Origin of the sequence: Actinomadura opuntiae, from assembly GCF_030283205.1 — a bacterium.
Lineage (GTDB): Bacteria > Actinomycetota > Actinomycetes > Streptosporangiales > Streptosporangiaceae > Spirillospora.
In genome coordinates this window covers 64,349-84,441 of sequence record NZ_JASNWF010000019.1, presented here as the reverse complement: position 1 = coordinate 84,441, position 20,093 = coordinate 64,349, and the positions used below count along the sequence as shown (strand labels likewise).

The 20,093-nt window shown below is 73.9% G+C and carries 21 protein-coding genes; 9 read left to right on the top strand and 12 right to left on the bottom strand.

Going from position 1 to position 20,093, the window contains the following annotated elements:
• The first annotated feature begins 83 nt into the window (after positions 1-83).
• Both QP089_RS35050 and QP089_RS35045 read left to right on the top strand, forming a co-directional pair.
• Positions 84-1,619 carry a hypothetical protein gene (locus tag QP089_RS35050; RefSeq protein WP_285917644.1) on the top strand — a complete coding sequence of 512 codons (1,536 nt, stop codon included), beginning with the start codon at positions 84-86 and terminating at the stop codon, positions 1,617-1,619.
• A gap of 137 nt (positions 1,620-1,756) precedes the next feature.
• Complete coding sequence (locus QP089_RS35045; protein WP_285917642.1) at positions 1,757-2,899, top strand: CaiB/BaiF CoA transferase family protein; 1,143 nt, start codon at positions 1,757-1,759, stop codon at positions 2,897-2,899.
• A 44-nt stretch (positions 2,900-2,943) separates the two neighbouring features.
• Here the strand turns inward: QP089_RS35045 and QP089_RS35040 are convergent, their stop codons facing one another.
• Entirely contained in the window at positions 2,944-3,324 is a 381-nt protein-coding gene (locus QP089_RS35040; protein ID WP_285917640.1) for a cupin, read from the bottom strand.
• On the bottom strand, positions 3,321-4,763 hold the full coding sequence (locus QP089_RS35035; RefSeq protein WP_285917638.1) for an MFS transporter: 1,443 nt from the start codon (positions 4,761-4,763) through the stop codon (positions 3,321-3,323). The genes QP089_RS35040 and QP089_RS35035 overlap by 4 nt, the downstream gene beginning before the upstream one ends.
• Positions 4,764-4,817: 54 nt before the next feature.
• On the opposite strand from QP089_RS35035, the gene QP089_RS35030 reads away from it, so the two are divergent.
• Complete coding sequence (locus QP089_RS35030) at positions 4,818-5,477, top strand: TetR/AcrR family transcriptional regulator (RefSeq protein WP_285917636.1); 660 nt, start codon at positions 4,818-4,820, stop codon at positions 5,475-5,477.
• 251 nt (positions 5,478-5,728) lie between these two features.
• Complete coding sequence (locus tag QP089_RS35025; RefSeq protein ID WP_285917634.1) at positions 5,729-6,586, top strand: esterase/lipase family protein; 858 nt, start codon at positions 5,729-5,731, stop codon at positions 6,584-6,586.
• A 59-nt stretch (positions 6,587-6,645) separates the two neighbouring features.
• Here QP089_RS35025 and QP089_RS35020 read toward each other — a convergent pair whose 3' ends face one another.
• The 7 genes from QP089_RS35020 to QP089_RS34990 form a co-directional block, all read right to left on the bottom strand.
• On the bottom strand, positions 6,646-7,785 hold the full coding sequence (locus QP089_RS35020) for an acyl-CoA dehydrogenase family protein (RefSeq protein WP_285917632.1): 1,140 nt from the start codon (positions 7,783-7,785) through the stop codon (positions 6,646-6,648).
• A gap of 34 nt (positions 7,786-7,819) precedes the next feature.
• The gene (locus QP089_RS35015; protein WP_285917630.1) at positions 7,820-8,512 is read right to left on the bottom strand and encodes a TetR/AcrR family transcriptional regulator; all 693 of its coding nucleotides are present in this window, start codon (positions 8,510-8,512) and stop codon (positions 7,820-7,822) included.
• A gap of 40 nt (positions 8,513-8,552) precedes the next feature.
• A complete protein-coding gene (locus tag QP089_RS35010) occupies positions 8,553-9,806 on the bottom strand; it encodes an aspartate aminotransferase family protein (protein WP_285917628.1) in 1,254 nt (417 codons plus the stop codon).
• Positions 9,807-9,875: 69 nt separating this feature from the next.
• Complete coding sequence (locus tag QP089_RS35005) at positions 9,876-10,535, bottom strand: GntR family transcriptional regulator (RefSeq protein ID WP_285917627.1); 660 nt, start codon at positions 10,533-10,535, stop codon at positions 9,876-9,878.
• A gap of 16 nt (positions 10,536-10,551) precedes the next feature.
• Complete coding sequence (locus tag QP089_RS35000) at positions 10,552-11,316, bottom strand: maleate cis-trans isomerase family protein (RefSeq protein WP_285917626.1); 765 nt, start codon at positions 11,314-11,316, stop codon at positions 10,552-10,554.
• Between the two features lie 49 nt (positions 11,317-11,365).
• A complete protein-coding gene (locus QP089_RS34995; RefSeq protein WP_285917624.1) occupies positions 11,366-12,127 on the bottom strand; it encodes a maleate cis-trans isomerase family protein in 762 nt (253 codons plus the stop codon).
• Between the two features lie 16 nt (positions 12,128-12,143).
• Complete coding sequence (locus QP089_RS34990; RefSeq protein WP_285917854.1) at positions 12,144-12,626, bottom strand: DUF3830 family protein; 483 nt, start codon at positions 12,624-12,626, stop codon at positions 12,144-12,146.
• A gap of 259 nt (positions 12,627-12,885) precedes the next feature.
• Between QP089_RS34990 and QP089_RS34985 the strand changes: the two genes are divergently transcribed.
• Both QP089_RS34985 and QP089_RS34980 read left to right on the top strand, forming a co-directional pair.
• Positions 12,886-13,914, top strand: a complete 1,029-nt coding sequence (locus QP089_RS34985) for a D-2-hydroxyacid dehydrogenase (RefSeq protein ID WP_285917623.1) — start codon at positions 12,886-12,888, stop codon at positions 13,912-13,914.
• Between the two features lie 5 nt (positions 13,915-13,919).
• Entirely contained in the window at positions 13,920-15,314 is a 1,395-nt protein-coding gene (locus QP089_RS34980) for an amidase (protein WP_285917621.1), read from the top strand.
• Here the strand turns inward: QP089_RS34980 and QP089_RS34975 are convergent.
• Complete coding sequence (locus tag QP089_RS34975) at positions 15,301-16,314, bottom strand: alcohol dehydrogenase catalytic domain-containing protein (protein ID WP_285917620.1); 1,014 nt, start codon at positions 16,312-16,314, stop codon at positions 15,301-15,303. The genes QP089_RS34980 and QP089_RS34975 overlap by 14 nt on opposite strands.
• 162 nt (positions 16,315-16,476) lie before the next feature.
• Here QP089_RS34975 and QP089_RS34970 point away from each other — a divergent pair, with 162 nt between their 5' ends.
• Entirely contained in the window at positions 16,477-17,172 is a 696-nt protein-coding gene (locus QP089_RS34970) for a TetR/AcrR family transcriptional regulator (RefSeq protein WP_285917619.1), read from the top strand.
• Between the two features lie 18 nt (positions 17,173-17,190).
• Here the strand turns inward: QP089_RS34970 and QP089_RS34965 are convergent, their stop codons facing one another.
• Positions 17,191-17,844 (bottom strand): TetR/AcrR family transcriptional regulator, encoded by a 654-nt coding sequence (locus tag QP089_RS34965; RefSeq protein WP_285917618.1) that lies wholly within the window; start codon positions 17,842-17,844, stop codon positions 17,191-17,193.
• 69 nt (positions 17,845-17,913) lie between these two features.
• Here QP089_RS34965 and QP089_RS34960 point away from each other — a divergent pair, with 69 nt between their 5' ends.
• Together QP089_RS34960 and QP089_RS34955 are read left to right on the top strand one after the other, a co-directional pair.
• Positions 17,914-18,360, top strand: coding sequence for a VOC family protein (locus QP089_RS34960; protein ID WP_285917617.1), 447 nt, complete (start codon positions 17,914-17,916; stop codon positions 18,358-18,360).
• On the top strand, positions 18,357-19,376 hold the full coding sequence (locus QP089_RS34955) for an aldo/keto reductase (RefSeq protein ID WP_285917615.1): 1,020 nt from the start codon (positions 18,357-18,359) through the stop codon (positions 19,374-19,376). Before QP089_RS34960 ends, QP089_RS34955 begins: the two co-directional genes overlap by 4 nt.
• Before the next feature lie 45 nt (positions 19,377-19,421).
• Here QP089_RS34955 and QP089_RS34950 read toward each other — a convergent pair whose 3' ends face one another.
• Positions 19,422-20,084: a DUF1707 domain-containing protein gene (locus QP089_RS34950; protein ID WP_285917613.1), complete on the bottom strand. Its 663-nt coding sequence runs from the start codon at positions 20,082-20,084 to the stop codon at positions 19,422-19,424.
• Between the last annotated feature and the right edge of the window lie 9 nt (positions 20,085-20,093).

The following is a 20,093-nucleotide window of genomic DNA, read 5'->3' as shown; positions in this document are numbered from 1 at the left end:
AGCCCGCCGTGACGGAGGATGTCATTGCGAGCCCGGAGCGGGAATCGCCGCCGACGAAATCGGATTATGGAAATCTCGTCCGGATGGCGTATTTCGTTCTGCCGGGGCGGGGCAAGCGCGTCTACCGGCTGGCGATCGCCCGCCGGATCGTGGACGGCACCGCCCGCGGGCCCCGCGACCGCACCGGCCCCGGCCTCGCCCGCCGCCGCACCCGCGTGCTGCGCCGGGCGCTGCGCCCCTCCCGCCGGCTGCAGATCGGCCTCGGGCCCTGGCTGCGCGCGCTGCCCGCGCGGCTGCCCGACCCGGCGCTGACCGCCGCGCTCGCCGAGCTCGACCCCTCCGTCCGGGTCGCCTACGTGCTGCTGCGCATCGAGGGGCTGCCCAAGTACGCCGTCCGCGACCAGCTCCGGGAGCTGCGGGTGCGCGACCCGTGGGCGGTCATCGACGCCGCCTGCGCCGTGGCGATCCCCGTCCCGCGCCGCGCCGAGCGCTTCGACCCCGCGCACCTGCGGCCCGTCCGGACCCGCTCGGTGCTGCCGCTGGTGACCGCCGCCGCCCTCACCGCCGGGCTGCTCGGCGTCCTGGTCCACAGCGGATCCGGCGGTCTGGGCGCCGCCGACACCGCCGACTCGGGTGGCAACCGCGCCGCCGCCCGCGACCTGCGGCTCGTCCCGGCGGCGCCGTCCGCCTGGAGGAGCGGCGCCCGCACCCTGGACGCATGGCCGGCGCGCGGCGACCTCACCGGCGACCGGGCGTTCCTCCGCCGCGCCTCCGCCGCGTGGGCCGAAGCCAAGGGTGACCGCAGGCCCAGGGGCGGCACCGCCCAGCTTCTGTTCGCGGGTCACGCCGGCGGTGCGCCGCTCGCGCTGATGCGGCACGGCGACCGCATCGCCCGCTACACCCCCGCCGGCCTGGACGTCGCCACCGCCAGCACCGACCCGTCCGCCCCGATCGCCCTCGGCGGCGGACGCTACCTCCTCGCCCCCTGGGCCGCCGCGCCGCGCACCCTGGACGGCGCCGCCCTGGCCGTGCGGGACGGCGTCGTCGCGCCCGCGCTTGCCCGCACGCCCTGCGGCCGCGGCCCGCTGTTCCACCTCGGCGACCGCACGTACGGCGACCTCGGCGGCGCGCGCGCCGCCGTCCTCACCTTCCACTCGCCCGCCTACGAACCGTCCGGACGCCCGTCCCCGCCCGCCCGGCTCGGCCCCGGCGCGGTGAGGGCATGGAACCGCCTCGGCTGTGTCGCACCGCCGCGGGAACGGCCGGTCACCGCCGCGATGGCCTGGAACTTCTGGTCCGGGACGCTCCCGCACGGCGGCCCGTCCGCCGACTGGTTCTGCACCCGCACGGCCTACGCGGACGGCGGTGCGGACGGCGCGTCCGCGCTCCTCGCCCGCACGGCCTACGACACCGGCGCCTGCGACGACCGCCGTCCGGTGTCGGGGACCTGGTGGCAGGCCCCGTCCGGACGCTGGTACTACCTGGCCGCCGCCGGGGCCGGCCTCGTGCCGCGTGCACGGGGGCCGATCGGTACGTCCACCGTCGCGCACCGGCTGCTCGTCGCCCGGCCGGACCGCCGCCCCGGCGCGCCCGTCGTCCTCACCGCCGCGTCCCGCTGAACGGCCCCCGTCAGAATCCACTTACTGCCATCGGGCACACTAGGGTTACCGAACGGGATTCAGCATTGCCCGAGGGGACGACCCCCACACCCCCGGGCCGACTCCGTCGGGAGGCGTGGGGGCCGAAAGGGGCGCAGATGGGCAAGGGGCCGCTCTCCGGAGTACGGGTGATCGAGCTGGCCGGGATCGGGCCCGGGCCGTTCGCCGCGATGCTGCTGGCCGACCTCGGCGCCGACGTCGTCCGCGTCGACCGCGCCTCGGCGGTGCGCGGCGAGGCCACCGGCGGCACCGACTTCACCAACCGCGGCAAGCGCTCGATCGCCATCGACCTCAAGAGCGAGAAGGGCAAGGAGGTCGTGCTCCGGCTCGCCGAGAAGTCCGACGTCCTGCTCGAGGGGTTCCGGCCCGGGGTCACCGAGCGCCTCGGCCTCGGCCCGGACGACTGCCTCGCCCGCAACCCCCGCCTCGTCTACGGCCGGATGACCGGCTGGGGCCAGGACGGCCCGCTGGCGCAGAGCGCCGGCCACGACATCGGCTACATCGCCATCACCGGCGCCCTGCACGCCATCGGCCGCGCCGGCGGCCCCCCGCAGGTCCCGCTGAACCTGCTCGGCGACTTCGCCGGCGGCAGCATGTACCTGGTCGTCGGCGTCCTCGCCGCGCTCCTGGAGGCCAAGACCAGCGGGCGCGGCCAGGTCGTCGACACCGCCATCGTGGACGGCGCCGCCCACCTGTCCACCTTCATCCACGGCTTCCTCGCCGGCGGCATCTGGGAGGACCAGCGCGGCGTCAACATGCTCGACACCGGCGCCCCCTGGTACGACGTGTACGAGACCGCCGACGGCAAGCACATGGCGGTGGGCGCGATCGAGCCGCAGTTCTACGCCGAGTTCCTCCGCCGCCTCGGCGTCGACACCGAGGGCCTGCCCGAGCAGTACGACCGCGCCCGCTGGCCCGAGATGCGCGAGCGCTTCGCCGCCGCCTTCAAGGCCAGGACCCGCGACGAGTGGACCGAGGTCTTCCTGCCCAGCGACGCGTGCGTGGCGCCCGTCCTGTCGATGAACGAGGCCAAGGAGCACCCCTTCAACACCGCCCGCGACGTCTTCCCCGAGCGCGCCGGCCACCGCCAGCCCGCTCCGGCGCCGCGCTTCTCCCGCACCGCCACCGACACCGACGGCCTGCCCGTCCTGCCCGGCGGCCAGTCCCGCGCCATCCTGGAGGACTTCGGCTTCGACGACGCCGACGCCCTCCTCGCCAACGGCGCCGTCGCCCAGGCCTGACCCCGGAGGCGCCCGGCGGGTTTCCCGCCGGGCGCCTCCGCGCGTCAGCGCCCTTCCTGCCGGGAGCCGCGCCGCAGCGTGATGGACATGATGTCGCTCGGGCCGTCCAATTCCAGCCGGTGCCAGCGGCCCCGCGGCACGATCACCGCACTGCCCGCCGGGAGCCGGACCATCTCCTCCTCTCCGCCCGGTTCCTCGGGACGGAAGTACATGCGGAACCCGCCGCCGGCCAGGCAGCAGACCGCCTCCTCGGCCGCGGGGTGCACCTCCCAGTGGTCGGAGTGGACGTCCGCGTCGGTCTCGACGTGGAACGCCGCCACCTGCCAGCCGCCGTCGTCGGTGGTCATGCGGCGCTCGGCGCTGTTCACCGCGCCGTCGGGGTAGAAGTTGAGGGCGAGGGCGAACATGTCGATGGGCTGCGTCATGACGGTGTTCCTTCCAGTCGGTTCTCCACCGGAGCGGCGGACGGTACGGGCGCGGCCTTCTGCCTGCGGGGGAGGGACAGCGCTACGAGGGCGGCCATCACGAACAGGGCTGCGGAGACGGTGAGGCTCAGGGCGTAGCCGCCGTTCAAGGCGGTCGGGGAGGACGTATCGCCGGTGTGGTGGGCGGCGACCGTGGCGAGGGCGGCGAGGCCGACGCAGCCGCCGAGCTGGCGGGAGCTGTTGAGCAGCCCCGAGGCCATCCCGGCCTCCCGGGCCGCGACCCCGGTGGTCGCGGCGGCGGCGACCGGGGCGAGCACGAGCCCGATGCCGACGCTGCCCACCACCGACGGGCCGAGGACGTCGGTGAGGAAGCCGCCGTCCGGGCTGATCCGGGTGAACCAGGCCAGGCCCGCGGCGGCGAGCAGGCTGCCCGGAACCAGCGCCGCGCGGGGCGAGCGGTTCCCGACGACCCGGGTCGCGAGCAGCGTGCCGAGCACGACGCCGGCCGAGAAGGGCAGGAAGGCCAGGCCGGTCTCGGCGGCGCCCATGTGCAGCACCTGCTGCATGTAGAGGGAGACGAAGTAGAACGCGGCGAACTGGCCCGCCGCCGCAAGGAAGACGATCAGGTTCGCGCCCGCCACCCAGCGGCCGCGCAGCAGGCCGAGCCGGACGAGCGGCGCGCGGACCCGCGCCTCCACGGCGACGAAGGCGGCGAGGAGCAGGGCGGCGGCGCCGAGGCAGGCGAGGGTCGCCGGGGCCGTCCAGCCGATGGTGTCGGTGCGCACCACGCCGAAGACCAGCAGCCCGAACCCGGCGGTCGCCAGCACCGCGCCGGGGACGTCCATCCGCTCGCGCGGGCCCGTGCGGGCGTGGGCGGCCACGCCCGCCGGGACGAGCGCGAGGGTGAGCGCGACGAACGGCAGGTTGACCAGCATCACCCACCGCCAGCCCGCGTACTCCGTGAGCACGCCCCCGGCGAGGACGCCGAGGGCGCCGCCCGCCGCGTTCATCGCGCTCCACACGCCGAGGGCGCGCACGCGGGCGCGTCCTTCGGTGAACGTGGTGGTCAGCAGGGCCAGTGATGCGGGGGCCGCGGCGGCGGCGCCGAGGCCCTGGCCGGCGCGCGCCGCGACGAGCTGCCACGGCGCCTGGGCGAGCCCGCCGGCGAGCGAGCACAGCCCGAACACGGCCAGTCCGAGGACGAACATCCGGCGCCGCCCGTACAGGTCGCAGGCCCGGCCGCCGAGCAGCAGGAACCCGCCGAAGGTGAGCGCGTAGACGTGGACGACCCAGGACAGGCCGACCGGTGCGAAGCCGAGGGCGGTCCTGATCGCCGGGAGCGCGACGTTCATGACCGCCATGTCGAGCGCGAAGACGAACTGGGCGACGCAGGCCGCCGCGAGCACCGCCCAGGGGCGGGCCCGTTCTTTTTTATACATGTACAAAAACTAACCGGCGGCGGGCCCGGCTGTCGAGTCCGCGATGATGGGGGCATGCCGCAACCGTCCGCCCAGCGGGGCAGGCCGCCCCGGATCTCGCGCGCCGAGATCGTCGAGACCGCGCGCCGGATCGTGGATGAGGAGGGCGTCGACCGGCTGACGATGCGGCGGCTCGCCAAGGAGATCGGCAGCACGCCGATGGCGCTGTACCACCACGTCCGCGACAAGGAGCAGCTGCTCGTCCTGCTGCTGGACGACTACGCCGCGCGGATGGCGCGCGAGCCCGAGCTGCCCGCCGACCCCCGCGAGCGGGTCGTGGCGGCGGCGACCGCGATCCGCGGGACGCTCGCCGCCTGCCCCTGGATCACGGAGGTGCTCACCGCCGACGACCTCATGTCGCGGTCGGCGCTGTGGTTCGTCGAGCAGATCCTGGGCGGCCTGCGGGAGTGCGGGCTGAGCCCCGAGGCGGCCGTGCACGGGTACCGGGCGATCTGGTACTACACCGCCGGGGAGATCATCGTGCGGGCCGCGGCGGCGCGGCGCCGGGCCGGCGACGAGCGGCCCACCTACCGCGAGCGGGTGTTCGCCGACATCGACCCCGCCGAACTGCCCGGCCTCGCCCAGGTCGCGGACCGCTGGGCGGCGCTGACCGCGCAGGACACCTACGCCGAGGGTCTGCGCGCGCTGGTGAACGGGCTCGTGGGCGCGCCGTAGGAAGGACTCCAGCCGCAGGTCGGGAAGCGTCCGGGGCGGGCCGATTGTGAGCCGCCTGACAATTCCTCCGGGTCAAGTGGCGAGTCTTGCTACAAGACCGAGCGGTAAAGCCGCCGTACCTTGTCAGCACCTCAGGTGATCACACGGCGCCGCACCCACCCCCGACTCCACGACGATTCGCGACCGGAGCCCGCATTCCCGCTGCGCGGGTTCCCGGCGCTTTTCGGCGTGCCCGCTTTAGGGAGATGAACATGCGTTTCAGGCGACTCAAGTCCTGGGCCGTCATCGCCGCCGCGATCCCCACCGCCATCGGCCTGACCTCGCTGGCCGCCCCGGCGGCCCACGCCGAGACGAGCCCGGACGGCGCCAACGACTGGAACTGCAAGCCGTCGTTCCTGCACCCCCGCCCGGTGGTGCTGGTGCACGGCACGTTCGAGAACATGGCGTTCAACTGGCAGAAGCTCTCGCCGGCGCTGAAGAAGGCCGGATACTGCGTCTACGCGCTCAATTACGGCGGCGCGAAGGACGCCCCGATCCAGGGCACCGGGGAGATCGCCGAGTCGGCGGGCCAGCTGGCGGCGTTCGTCGACAAGGTGCTGGCCTCGACGGGCACGTCCAAGGTCGACATGGTCGGCCATTCGCAGGGCGGGATGATGCCCCGGTACTACATGAAGTTCCTGGGCGGCGCGTCGAAGGTCAACAAGCTCATCGGCATCGTGCCGTCCAACCACGGGACGAACCTCGACGGGCTGGTGGAACTCGGCAGCCTGCTCGGCATCACGCAGGCCGTGGTGAAGGCCGCGCCGGCGGCCGGCGAGCAGATCACCGACTCCGACTTCCTGAAGAAGCTGAACGCCGGCGGCGACACCGTCCCCGGCCCGCAGTACATCGTGCTGTCCACCAAGTACGACGAGGTCGTCACCCCCTACACCTCGGAGTTCCTGAACGGCTCCAACGCGCAGAACGTGCTGCTGCAGGACAAGTGCGCGAACGACACCAACGCGCACGTCGGCATCGCCTTCGACCCGGTGATGATCAAGTTCGTGGAGAACTCGCTCGACATCTGGGGCCCGTACTGGCCCATCGACTGCAACAACCCGCTCGGCTGACCTTTCCGGAGAAGCGGCGCCCGGCGGTCACCCCTTTCACCGCCGGGCGCCGTTCCGTGCTACAGCCCGAGCCGTTTGGCGACGATCTCGTTCATGATCTCGTTGGTGCCGCCGCCGATGCCGAGAATGCGGGCGTCCCGGTAATGGCGCTCCACTTCCGATTCCCGCATGTATCCCATTCCGCCGTGCAGCTGGACGGCCTCGTGGACGACGTGCTCGCACGCGTAGACGGCGGTGTTCTTCGCGTACGCGGTCTCGGTGAGGACGTCCTCGCCCGCGGCGTACCGTTCGGCGACCGACCGGGTGTAGGCGCGCGCCACGTCCACCTGCCGGGCCATTTCGGCGACCTTGTGCCGGACGAGCTGGCGCGACGATAGCGGCCGGCCGAACGTCTCGCGGTCCCGGATCCACTGCATGGTGAGGTCGAGGCAGCGCTGCGCGGTCGCGTACGCCTGGACGGCCAGCGAGAGCCGTTCGGTGACGAAGTTCTGCACGATCTGCAGGAACCCGCTGTTCTCCTCGCCGATCAGGTTCGCGGCGGGCACCCGGACGCCGTCGAAGGCGAGCTCGGCGGTGTCGGAGCACTGCCAGCCCATCTTGCGCAGCGCCTTGGAGACGGTGAAGCCGGGCGTCCCCTTCTCGATCACGATGAGCGAGATCCCGCCGAAGCCCGGTTCGCCGGTGCGGACGGCGGTGGTGACGAAGTCGGCCCGCACGCCGGAGGTGATGAACATCTTCGCGCCGTTGACGACGTAGGAGTCGCCGTCGCGGACGGCGGTGGTGCGGATGCCGGCCACGTCCGACCCGGTGCCGGGCTCGGTGACGCCGAGCGCGCCGATCTTCTCGCCGGCCAGCACCGGCCGCGCGAACCGGTCGATCAGGTCCTCGTCGCCGGACGCGACGAGGTGGGGGAGCGCGATCCCGTGCGTGAACAGCGACGCCACGACCCCGCCGGACCCGCCCGCCTGGATGACCTCCTCGGCGACGATCAGCGCGTCGAACAGGTCGCCGCCCGAGCCGCCGGCCTCCTCCGGGAACCCGGCGCCGAGGATGCCCGCCTCGGCGGCCCTGCGGTGCAGCGACCGGGGCAGCTCCCCGGCGTCCTCCCACTCCGGCAGCGACGGGACGATCTCCCGCGCGGTGAAGTCGCGGACGAGTTCGCGCAGCGCCGCGCGCTCGGGGGTCTGCCAGGGGTTCAACGCGCCTCCTCGTGATTAGAACGAGGTTCGGAATCTAGCAGGCGCCGCGGCCCGGCCCGGTGCGCAGGTCGTCCAGGCCGGGCGGCGCGGGCAGGTCCCCGGCGGGGACGCCGGTCAGCTCGCCGACGTGCCGGCGCAGCACCGTCCGCATCTCCCGCGGGCCGGTGCTCTCCGGGTGCAGGACGGCGTGCAGGGTCAGCCCGTCCACCAGCGCGTGCACCCGCGCGGCCTCGGCCTCCAGGTCCAGGCCGGGCCGCAGGACGCCGGCCCCGCCGGCCGCCCGCAGCACGCGCAGCGCGACCGAGCGCAGGTCGTCCTGCATCTCCCCGGCGAGCGGCCGCAGCTCGGGCCGGGTGCGGGCGCCGACGACGAACGCCAGCCACACCTCGGCCTCCTCGCGCCGCTCGGCGTCCAGCGGCAGCAGCTCGGCGAACAGCGCCTCCAGCGCGGCCGCGTGCTCGGCGGGCGGGGCCGCCGGGTCGGGGACCGCCAGGTGGCCCGCGCGCAGCCGCAGCCGCTCGCCGGCCCGCTCGGCGAAGTAGCGCATCGCGAAGATCATGATGTCGGCCTGGCCGCCGAAGTAGTGCCGGACGGACCCGATGGCGAGGCCCGCCTCGGCCGCCACGTTGCGCAGCGACGCCTGCTCCAGGCCGTCCCGGCGGGCGACGCGGAAGACGGCCTCGGCCACCTCGCGGCGGCGGGCCTCGGGATCGACGATCTTCGGCATCCCCCTTTTATAGCACGTCCGTGCTACTTCGGCGCGGTCCCTAGCCGGCCGCGTCGGCGAGGGCCTTGGACCACAGGGCGAGGGCGTCGTCGATCTGCGAGGCGTCCACCACCAGCGGCGGGATCATCCGGACCACGTTGCCGAACGCGCCGCAGGTGAGCAGCAGCAGGCCGTGCTCGGCGGCGGCGCTCTGGGCGCGCTGGGCGGCGGCGGTGTCGGGCTCGCCGTCCGGCGCGGTGAACTCGCAGGCCTGCATCAGCCCGAGCCCGCGCACGTCGCCGATCTCCGGACGGCCGGCGGCGGCCTCGCGCAGGCCCTCGTGCAGCCGGGCGCCGAGCACCGCCGCGTTCTCCACCAGGTTCTCGTCCCGGATGACCTCCAGGGTGGCGAGCGCGGCGGCGCACGCCACCGCGTTGCCGCCGTAGGTGCCGCCCTGCGAGCCCGGCCACGCCCGCTCCATCAGCGCGGTCGGCGCCGCGATCGCCGACAGCGGGAAACCGCTGGCCAGGCCCTTGGCGGTGATGAGCACGTCGGGACGGGCCGCCGAGTGCTGGTGCCCCCAGAACCGGCCCGTCCGGCCGTACCCGGTCTGCACCTCGTCGACGACGAGCAGGATCCCGTGCCGGTCGGCGCGCTCGCGCAGCCCTTCCAGGAAGGCGGGCGGCGCCGGGATGTAGCCGCCCTCGCCCAGCACCGGCTCGACGACGAACGCGGCGGTGTCGGACGCGGGGCTGGACGTGGCGAGCGCGTAGTCCAGCTCGCGCAGCGCGAAGCGGGTCGCCTCGTCCTCGTCCCAGCCGTACCGGTAGGTCTGCGGGAACGGCGCGACGGCGACGCCGGGCATCAGCGGCCCGATGCCCGCGCGGAACTTGGTGCCCGCGGTGGTGAGGGCGGCGGCGCCCATCGTCCGGCCGTGGAACGAGCCCTGGAAGACGACGATGTTCTGCCGCCCGGTGGCGTGCCGGGCGAGCCGGATGGACGCCTCGACGGCCTCGCTGCCGCTGTTGAGGAAGAACAGCGAGTCCAGGCCGGCGGGCAGGACGTCGCCGAGCGCCTCGACCAGCCGCAGCAGCGGGCGGTGCATCACCGTCGTGTACTGGCCGTGGATCAGCGTGCCCACCTGCTCGCGCGCCGCCTCGACGACGCGCGGATGGCAGTGTCCGGTGTTGGTGACGCCGATGCCGGCGGTGAAGTCGAGATGGCGGCGGCCGTCGGCGTCGTAGAGGTACACGCCCTCGCCGCGTTCGGCCAGGACGGGGGTGGCCTGCTTGAGCAGGGGTGAGAGCTGAGCCATCGCGTCCTCCGGTAGATTGTCGACAATCTGCACGCTAGGTCGCCCGGGACCCGTTGTCCAGTGCGGCCGCTACGAGGTGCGCAGGCGCCGGATGGAGTCGGTCATGTGCTCCTCGATCAGCTGGAGCAGCCGCTCCTCCTCGCCGTCGCCGATCGCGTCCACCAGCCGGCGGTGCTCCTCGACCAGCTCCGACGGCTCGGGGTAGGTGTCCTGCAGCGCGTTCAGGCACATCCGCGTCTCCACCAGCAGCGTGTGCGCCATCCGCTCCAGCCGGGGGCTGCCGGACGAGCTGACCAGCACCTCGTGGAACGCCTGGTCGGCGTCGCTCATCTTGACCCGGTCGCGCTCGCGCGCCGCGCCGATCAGCGCCTCCAGGGCCTCGGTGAGCCGGGCGACCGCCTCGCCCCGGTTCCGCTGCATGATCAGCTGGCAGGCGGCCCGCTCGATCGCCAGCCGGGTGAGGTAGACGTCCTCGACGTCGCCCTCGTCCAGGGTGATCACGAACAGGCCGCGGTGCGGCTCGCTGACCAGCAGCCCCTCCTGGACGAGGCGCTGCATCGCCTCGCGCAGCGGGCCGCGGCTGATGCCGAGCCGCGCGGCCAGCTCCGCCTCGCCGAGCTGCGCGCCCGGCTCCAGCGCCCCGTACATGATCGCCGAGCGCAGCTCGTCGGACACGATCTCGACCGTCGACCTGCGCGGGACGGGTTCCAGCTCACCCAACCGGCCCATCGGAGGGCCCCCTTCGTCATAGGTGCCAGGGATCTCGTTGCGGTGCCCGGGCGGGGGCGGCGAACAGCCGGCCGAGGCCGGCGCGCGGCGCGAGCCCGGCCGGGCCCGCGGCGAGCCGCAGCCCCTCCCACACGCTCACCTGGTTCGCGGTGAGCACCGGCTTGCCGACCCGCGCCTCCAGCTCGTCGAGCCAGGACACGGTGTGCAGCGCGGTGTCGGGCACCAGCACCGCCTCGGCGCCCGGATGGTCGTTCGCCGCGACGAACTCCAGCACCTCGTCGCGGCCGAGGGTGCCGACCTCGGCGGCGGTGACGATGCCCCGGCAGGACAGCGCCACCACCTCGATGCCGGCGTGGCCGAGGAACGCGCCGAACCGCTCGGCGACGTCGGCCGGATAGGTCGCGGCCACGGCGACCCGGCGCAGGCCGAGCGCGCGGGCCGCGTGCACGAACGCGAACGACGTGCTGGACGCGGGCACCCCGGCGGCCTCGCGGACGCCCCGGACCTGCGCGGCGGCGCCGTCCCAGCCGAACACGAAGCTGCCGCTCGTGCACGCCCACACGGCGGCCCGCACGCCCATCGCGCGCAGCGCGCGGGCGCCCTCGCCGAGCACGTCGTCGCCGCCGATGTCCAGCAGCGCGTCGACCCGGTGGGCGTCCTCGCGCATCAGCGTGTGCACGACCGGCAGGCTGACGCCGCCGAGGGCGCGCTCGATCGCGGGATAGTCGTCCTCGGCGCTGTGGCCGGGGTAGAGGAACCCGGCGACCGGACCGTGGTGCATGTTGTCGACAATCCTACCTTCATCGATCATCTCTTCGCCGATCATGGAATCAGGCCGCGGTGGGGCGGGCGAGCCGCACCAGCGACTGCCCCGGACCGGCCGCCGAGCGGCCCATCGCGCGCAGCGCCGAGCACATCGTGACCTGGTTGGCGGTGAGCACCGGCTTGCCGATCCGCTGCTCCAGCGGGGCGATGATGTCGTAGGTCGGCACGTTGGTGCAGCTGATGAACACCGCCTCGGCCTCCGGCCGGTCCACCGACGACACCGCGCTGACGATCTCGCCGTAGCCGACCTTCCAGATGTGGCTGAGCAGCCCCATCCCGACCGACGCCACCACCTCGATGCCGTACTCGCCGAGGAAGGACACCAGCCGCTCGGTGACCGCGTCGATGTAGGGCGTCACCACCGCGATCCGGCCCGCGTCCAGCAGCCGCAGCGACTCCACCAGCGCACCGGACGTGGTGGTAGCCGCGGGCGCGCCCGCCGAGCGCATCGCCTGGTGCAGCTGCAGCTCGCCGGCCTTGCCGCGGATGAAGCTGCCGGACGCGCAGGCGTAGGCGACCGCCAGCGGCTCGGGGGACAGCACGTCGCGGACGGCCTGCCGGACGATCGACTGGTCCGACAGGGCCGAGGCCATCTCGACGGTGACCGGCACCGGGACGTACGGCAGCCGGGTCATGAACAGCGACACGTCGTCGGGCGTCCACCGCCACAGCTCGCGGTCGAGGGCGAAGTCGAACGGCGCGACCACGCCGACGCCCTGCTGGGCGACCAGCTCGGGACCGACGACCAGCGTGGGGTCGAATGTCATCTGCGCGGCCACCGCCCTAGGACCCGTTCCGGCGGTAGACCAGGCGCTCGCCGACGCCGCCGGAGCGCCAGACGTCGTTGCACGCCTCGGCCATCCGGTCCAGCCCGTCGACGATCGTCGCGTACACGTTGCCGGGCACCCAGCCGACGTCGCCGTTCAGCAGCAGGTTGTTGCGGCCGTAGAAGATCGCCAGGTCGATGACGCCGGGCAGCGCGTGGATGTTCTTCTCCTCCTTGAACGCCCGGTCGAGCATGCCGCCGGGGAAGGAGAAGTACACGACGTCGCCGGGGATCGGGGTCACGGTCGGGTTCTCCAGCCCGACCTCCTCCGGGGTGAACCGCTCCACCATCGTGTAGACCTCGTTGCGCGCGTACTTGGCGTGGTAGGCGTCGCCGCCGAGGGGGAGCGCGTTCCACACCGCCTCGCAGGTGCGCGGCGCGTCCTTCTCCAGGAGCTCGGCGACGCAGGACACGCCGCGCTTCTCCAGAGCGATGGTCATGAGCTTGGGCATGCCGGACCTCCCCGTGGACAGGGGTGGGCGAGAGCGTCGCCACCCGAAAGGACTCTTGCGTTGGAGCGCTCTGGGACCCGTCCTGGCCTTGGGCTAAACGGTTGCGACGGTCTTGCAGCACGATCAGCGCGGTCACCTGGCGGTTCGTCCCCGCTGATTGTTGACAATCCTACGAAGCGTTCCTAGCGTGTCAATGCCCTCCCGTGTTGCCGTCCCGTAAATTCCGGAACCCCGAAAGTGACCGCCGATGGAGCATGGTCCGCACGTGCCCGGTGAGCCGCCCCGCGTGGTGGTGCTCCGGGACGACGTCCCGCCGCCCGGAATGCAGGCCGCCGAACGCCTCGCCCACGTCGTCTACGTGCGGAAACCCCAGCTCGCGGAGGCCCTTCCCGGCTGCGACGCGCTGTTCATGTGGGACTTCTGGTCGGACGCGCTGGCGGCGGCGTGGCCGCGCGGGGGCGGGCCGCGCTGGGTGCACATCGCCAGCGCGGGCGTCGACCGGTTGCTCTTCCCGGCGCTGGTCGAGGGCAACACCATCGTCACCAATTCGCGAGGTGTCTTCGACGAGCCGATCGCCGAATACGTCCTCGGTTTGGTGCTGGCCTTCGCCAAGGACCTGCCCGCCACCGTGCGGCTCCAGGACGAGCGGCGCTGGCGGCACCGCGAGACCGAGCGGATCACCGGCGCCCGCGCGCTCGTCGCCGGGACCGGCCCGATCGGCCGGGCCGTCGCGCGCCGGCTGGCCGCCGCCGGCCTGCGGGTGTCGGGCGCCGGCCGCACCGCCCGCGCCGCCGATCCCGACCTCGGCGTCGTCCACCCGATGGAGCGGCTGCACGACGCGCTGGAGGAGGCCGACTACGTCGTGCTCGCCGCGCCGCTCACCCCCGACACGCGGGAGATGATCGACGCCGCCGCCCTCGCCCGTATGAAGCCGTCCGCGCGGCTGATCAACGTCGGGCGCGGTCACCTGGTGGCCGAGGGCGACTTGATCGAGGCGCTGCGCGCCGGGCGCATCGCGGGCGCCGCGCTGGACGTGTTCGCCGACGAGCCGCTCGCACCCTCCTCCCCGCTGTGGGGCATGCCCAACGTGATCGTCTCGCCGCACATGTCGGGGGACGCCGTGGGCTGGCGGGACGAGCTGGTCCGGCTGTTCACCGACAACCTCGACCGCTTCGTGCACGGCCGCGAGCTGCGCAACGTCGTCGACAAGCGCCTGGGCTACGTGCGCCCCGGCGCGAACGGAGCACCGGTCCCGCACGCCGGGCAGAGGAGGTAGCGGCCATGACGGACGCGGCAGACCTGACCGCCGTCGAACTGCTGGAGGCGTACCGGGCGGGGACGCTCTCGCCCGTCGAGGCCGCCGAGGCCGTCCTTGCGCGGATCGGGCGCGAGGATCCGCGGCTCAACGCGTTCTGCCTCCTCGACCCGGAGACCACGCTGGGGATGGCGCGGGCCTCGGCCGAGCGGTGGCGGCGCGGCGAGACGCTCGGCGCGCTCGACGGCGTGCCGGTGTCGATCAAGGACGTGCTGCTCACCCGCGGCTGGCCGACGCTGCGCGGGTCCACGACCATCGACCGCGCCGGGCCGTGGGAGGAGGACGCGCCGTCGGTCGCGCGGCTGCGCGAGCAGGGCGCCGTCTTCGTCGGCAAGACGACCACGCCGGAGTTCGCGTGGAAGGGCGTCACCGACAACCCGCTGACCGGCGTCACCCGCAACCCGTGGGACGCCTCCCGCACGCCCGGGGGGTCGAGCGGCGGCGCGGCGGCGGCCGTCGCGGCGGGCATGGCGCCGCTCGCGCTCGGCACCGACGGCGGCGGCTCGGTGCGCATCCCCGCCGCGTTCACCGGCACCTTCACCATCAAGCCGACCTACGGCCGGATCCCGCACTACCCGGCCAGCCCGTTCGGGACCCTCGCGCACACCGGCCCGATGACCAACACCGTCGCGGACGCGGAACTCCTGCTCGACGCGGTGTGCGGCGCGGACGGCCGGGACTGGTCGTCCCTGCCGCCGCCAATCGCCCCGTTCACCGGTGGCGGCCCGCACGACCTCACCGGCCTGCGCGTCGCCTTCAGCCCCGACCTCGGGTTCGCCCGGGTCGACCCGGAGGTGGCCGCGTCGGTGGCTGCGGCGGCCGAGGCGTTCGCTGAGCTGGGCGCCAAGGTGGAGCAGGCCGACCCGGGGTTCGGCGACCCCGTCGCCGACTTCGAGGTGCTCTGGTTCGCCGGCGCCGCGAAGGTCGTCGAGCACCTCACCGCCGAGCAGCGCGCGCGGCTCGACCCGGGCCTGCGGGAGATCTGCGAGCAGGGCGCCCGGTACTCGGCCGTCGAGTACCTCACCGCGACCGCGCGCCGGATGGAGCTGGGCCGGATCATGGGCCTGTTCCACGAGCGCTACGACCTGCTGCTCACGCCGACCGTGCCGATCCCCGCGTTCGAGGCTGGGCAGGAGGTCCCGCCCGGCTCGCCGTCGCCGCGCTGGACGTCCTGGACCCCGTTCACCTACCCGTTCAACATGACCCAGCAGCCCGCCGCGAGCCTGCCGTGCGGGTTCACCGCGGACGGGCTGCCGATCGGCCTCCAGGTCGTCGGCGCCCGGCACGCCGACGCCCTGGTCATGGCCGCCTGCCGCGCCTACGAGCGGGCCAGGCCGTGGAGGCGGTTCACTCGAAGGTGATGACCGAGCGGCCGTGGTGGCGGCCCTCGACCATCGTGGCGAGCACGCCGGGCGCCTCGTCCAGCGTGACCGGGGTGACGTCGGGGACGATCCCGTGCGCGGCGGCGAACGCCAGGGTGTCGCGCAGGTCGTGCGGGGAGCCCGACGGGCTGCCCATCACCCGCACCCGGTTCATCACGAGCGCGGCGGGCGCCACCGCGAGGTCGTCGGCGCCGACGCCGACGATCAGCAGGGTGCCGTCCGGGGCGACGCCGCCGAGCGCGGCCTGCGCCGGCGCGGTGCTCGGCGTGGTGTTGACGATGACGTCGGCGCCGCCCCAGGCGCGCAGCGCCTCGGCCGGGTCCTGCTCGTCGGTGGCGACGTAGAGCTCGGCGCCCCGCCGCCGGGTCTCCTCCTCGGCGCGGCGCGAGCGGGACACCACGGCGACGCGGGCGCCCATCGCCGCCGCGAACCGCAGGGTCATCTCGCCGACGCCGCCGGTGCCGAGTACCGCGACGCGCGACCCGGCCACCGCCCCCGCGTGCCGCAGCCCGTTGAACGCGGTGATCCCGGCGCACATCAGCGGGGCCGCCGCGACCGGGTCCAGGCCGTCCGGCAGCGGGGTGACGAAGCCGGCGCGGGCCAGGAGGTACTCGGCGTAGCCGCCGTCGTCGGTGATGCCGGTGACCCGGCGGGGCGCGCCCGTGCACAGGATCTGGTCGCCGCGCACGCACTGGTCGCAGCGGCCGCAGGAGCCGTAGAGCCACTGCGCGCCGACCGGGGTGCCGGGCTCGGGGAAGTCGACGCCCGGGCCGAGCGCGGCGACGACCCCGCTGATCTCGTGCCCCGGGACGGTCGGGAACCGGGCGAACGGGTAGTGGCCGTGGAACAGGCCGACCTCGGAGAAGCACATCCCGCAGGCGGTGACCTTGACCAGGACCTCGCCCGGTCCGGGCTCCGGCACCTCCCGCTCGACGATCTCCAGCGGCTTGCCCTGTGCGGTGAGAACGGCGCTGCGCATCGGTGTTCCTCTCGTGGTCGTCAGCGGCCGGAGCGCCGGCCGCTGAAATCAACGATATACCGGCTTCTGTAGTGACGCTACACGACAGTTGCCGTCGTCTGGTGCGTATGCCCACGTCAGCCCGTTTAACGACGCTCCGGAAAACTCTGTAACATCGATGTTGTGAGCGCGCAGAAGGACGCCGACGGGCGGGACCGGATCCTGCGGGCGGCCGCCCGGCTGATCGCCGAGTCGGGCGGCGAGCCCGTGTCCACCCGCGCCGTCTGCGCCGCCGCCGGCGTCGGCGCGCCCACCCTCTACCACCACTTCGGCGACAAGCAGGGGCTGCTGGACGCCGTCGCCGCGCACGGCTTCGAGGAGTACCTGGCGAGCAAGCGCGCCCAGCGCGGCACCGGCGACCCCCTCAACGACCTGCGCCACGGCTGGGACGTGCACGTCGAGTTCGGGGTGTCGCACCCCGCCGTCTACGCGCTGATGTACGGCACGCCGCGCACCCCGCCCGCCGCGGACGAGGCGTACGCGATCCTGCTCGGCCTCGTCGGTGCCGTCGCCCGCGCGGGCCGGCTCCGCGTCCCCGTCGAGACCGCCGCGCAGATGATCCAGGCCGCCGGCGTCGGCGTCGTGCTCTTCCTGATCGCGAACGGGGACGACGGCGGCGACCTGTCCGCCCGCACCCGCGAGGCCGTCCTCGCCGCCGTCACCGTTCCCGACGGCCCCGCGGACCGGCCCGCGCCCCCCGACGCCCGCACCGCCTCCGCGCTCGCCCTCCGCGCCGCCCTGTCGGCCTCCCCGCCGTCCGGCCTCACCCCCGCCGAGACCGCGCTCCTCTCCGAATGGCTCGACCGCCTCGCCACCTGACACCCACCGCGTCGAACCTCACGCGGCCGGCGGGCGAGGCGCGTCGTCGCCGTAGAGGGTGGAGGTCCAGGCGTTGGTGAGGACGTCGATGAGGACCTTCTCGTCGTCGAACGGCGGGACTGCGGCCGCGGCGAGATAGTAGAGGCGCTCGCCCAGCCAGGTCAGCGATGCGGCCACGGAGCGCGTGTCCAGGGAGCCGAGTCGTCCGCGGGCGCGGGGGTCGGATTCGATACGGGCGGCGGCGGCGTCGGTGAACAGGTCCATCTGCTGGAGCCACAGCTCTCGGAGCCCCTCGTCGGACGCCCAGTTCTCCACGATGGCCATGAGGACGCCGGCGTTGTCGCGCCACAGCCGGGCCCCGTCGGTGACGCCCGCCCGGAGCGCGGAGACCGGATCCCGCTCCTCGTCGATCCAGGGGCGCGCCGCCTGCCGCCCCTGCGCGACGGCCTCGCGCACCAGCTCGCCGAGCACGGCCTGCTTGCTCGGGAAATAGAAGTAGAAGCTGGCCCGGGAGACCCCGGCGGCGGCCAGGATGTCGGCCACGCTGAGGCCGTCGAAGCGGTGCTCCCGCAGCAACTCGCGCGTCGCGGACAGGATCCGCTCCCGGATCTCGGCGGAGGCCGGGGACGGGCCGGACCGACGGGTGGGGCTCGCGGGTCGTCTCGAGGGCATGCGCCCATCATAGCCAGGGCCATACATACTGTATGGACATTATGTTCAGACAGTGTGTATGGTCATGGCATGACGCAGATAGCGATTCATTTGGTCGTCGACGACCCGGACCGCGCCGCCTCCTGGTACGCCGAGGCGCTCGGAGCGCAGGAGACGAGCCGCCTCACGCTCCCCGGCGGCCACACGCTGACCGTGGAACTGCGGCTCGGCGACACCGTCCTGGCGGTGGCGGGGGAGATGCCCGAGCGGGGCATGCGCACCCCGGCCGCGCTGGGCGGCACGCCCGCCGCCCTGCACGTCGGGGTCCCCGACGCCGACGCCGCCTCGGCTCGCGCGCTGCGGGCCGGGGCCACGGTCTTCGAGCCGGTCCACGATGCGTTCTGGGGCGACCGCACCGGCCAGTTCCTGGACCCGTTCGGGCACCGCTGGGCGCTGGACCAGCACGTGCGGGACGTGCCGCCCGCGGAGATCGCCGAGCGGGCCGCCGAGCTGTTCGGCGGATCGGCGACGGCATGAGGTACCGCACCCTCGGGACCAGCGGCCTTCGCGTCTCGGACCTGGTCCTGGGCGCGATGACGTTCGGAGAGCAGGGCGGGGTCGGCGCGCCGATGCCCGAATGCCGGCGGATGCTGGACCTGTACGCCGAGGCCGGCGGCAACATGATCGACACCGCCGTCAACTACCGGGACGGGGCGAGCGAGGAGTTCCTCGGGGAGCTGCTGGCCGGGCGCCGCGAGTCGTTCGTGCTCGGGACGAAGTACACGGTCTCCCGCGACCGTACCGACCCCAACGCCGCCGGGAACCATCGCAAGAACCTGCGCGCATCCCTGGAGACCAGCCTCCGCCGCCTGCGCACCGACCACGTGGACGTCTACTGGGTGCACATGTGGGACCGGCACACGCCGATCGAGGAGACGATGCGGGCGCTGGACGACGCGGTACGGGCGGGCAAGGTGCTCTACGTGGGCATCTCCGACACACCGGCCTGGGTCGTCGCCCGTGCCAACACGCTGGCGCAGTGGCACGGATGGAGCCCGTTCGTCGGCCTGCAGGTTCCCTACAGCCTGCTTCAGCGCGACATCGAACGCGAACTGCTGCCGATGGCCGAGTCGCTCGGCCTCGGCGTCACCGCGTGGAGCCCGCTGGCCGGCGGGGTCCTGTCCGGCAAGTACAGCCGCCCGGAGTCCGCCGCAGGCGGCCGGCTGGCCTCGGCGTCCCTTTCGGACAGGGACCACGCCGTCGCCCGGGTCGTCCAGGACGTCGCCGACGAGATCGGCGCCGCGCCCTCGCAGGTCGCGATCGCCTGGACGATGAACCGCTCAGGCGCTATCCATCCCATCGTCGGAGCCCGTACCGCGGACCAGCTCCGCGACAACCTCGCCGCCGCCGACCTCACCCTCCCGACCGAGACCGTCGCCCGCCTGGAGGAGGCCACCGGCTTCACCCTCGGATTCCCGAACGACTTCATCGCCCAGACGTCCCCGTGGGTCTTCGGCTCCGCGCTGATCGACCGGCCTACGACAACGCCCTAGCCGCACGCCGGGCGAGACCGCGGGGGGGGTGGCTCCGCGGGCGGGTCAGGAGTCGTTCCCGCGCTTTCTCAGCTCCTTGCGGAGCTTCTTCTCCTGGCGGCGGGCCCTGCGCTTGACGTCGACGCCGCCCCAGAACGCGAAGCCCCTGACGACGACCGTCGGGGAGCCGGGGACGCCGACCGCGCTCGCGCCGTGATCGAAACCGCCCATGATGCCGATGCCCTTGACGTGCACCGTGATGTCCTCGGGGACGACGATGTCCACGCCGCCCATGACGGCGAACGCCCGGATCGTCACCTGGTCCTCGGTGAACCGGGCCTCGCGCAGGTCGATCTTCCCGCCGCCCCAGAAGGCGAACGCGAAGAACGAGCGCGGGACGTTCCACACGCCCGTCCGGGTGAACCCGCTCATGATCCCGATGCCGGACGACCAGGACGGGGCCCCGTCGACCGGCCGCCAGTCCGCGCCCGTCTGGGACACGGGCGCGGCGGACGTTCCGGCCACCGGCAGGTCGCGGGTGAGCGGCTCCAGGTCGGCGTAGGTCTTGGCCGCGTACACCGCGTCCAGCCGCTCGTCGAGTTCGTCGAGCGTGAGCCGCCCGTCCCCGGCCGCGTCACGCAGCACCTGCGCGACCCGGTCCCGGTCGGCGTCGCCCGCCCGCATCTCCGGCGTGCCGGGCGTACCGGCATGTTCCGGCAGGTTCGTCATGCCCTGAGC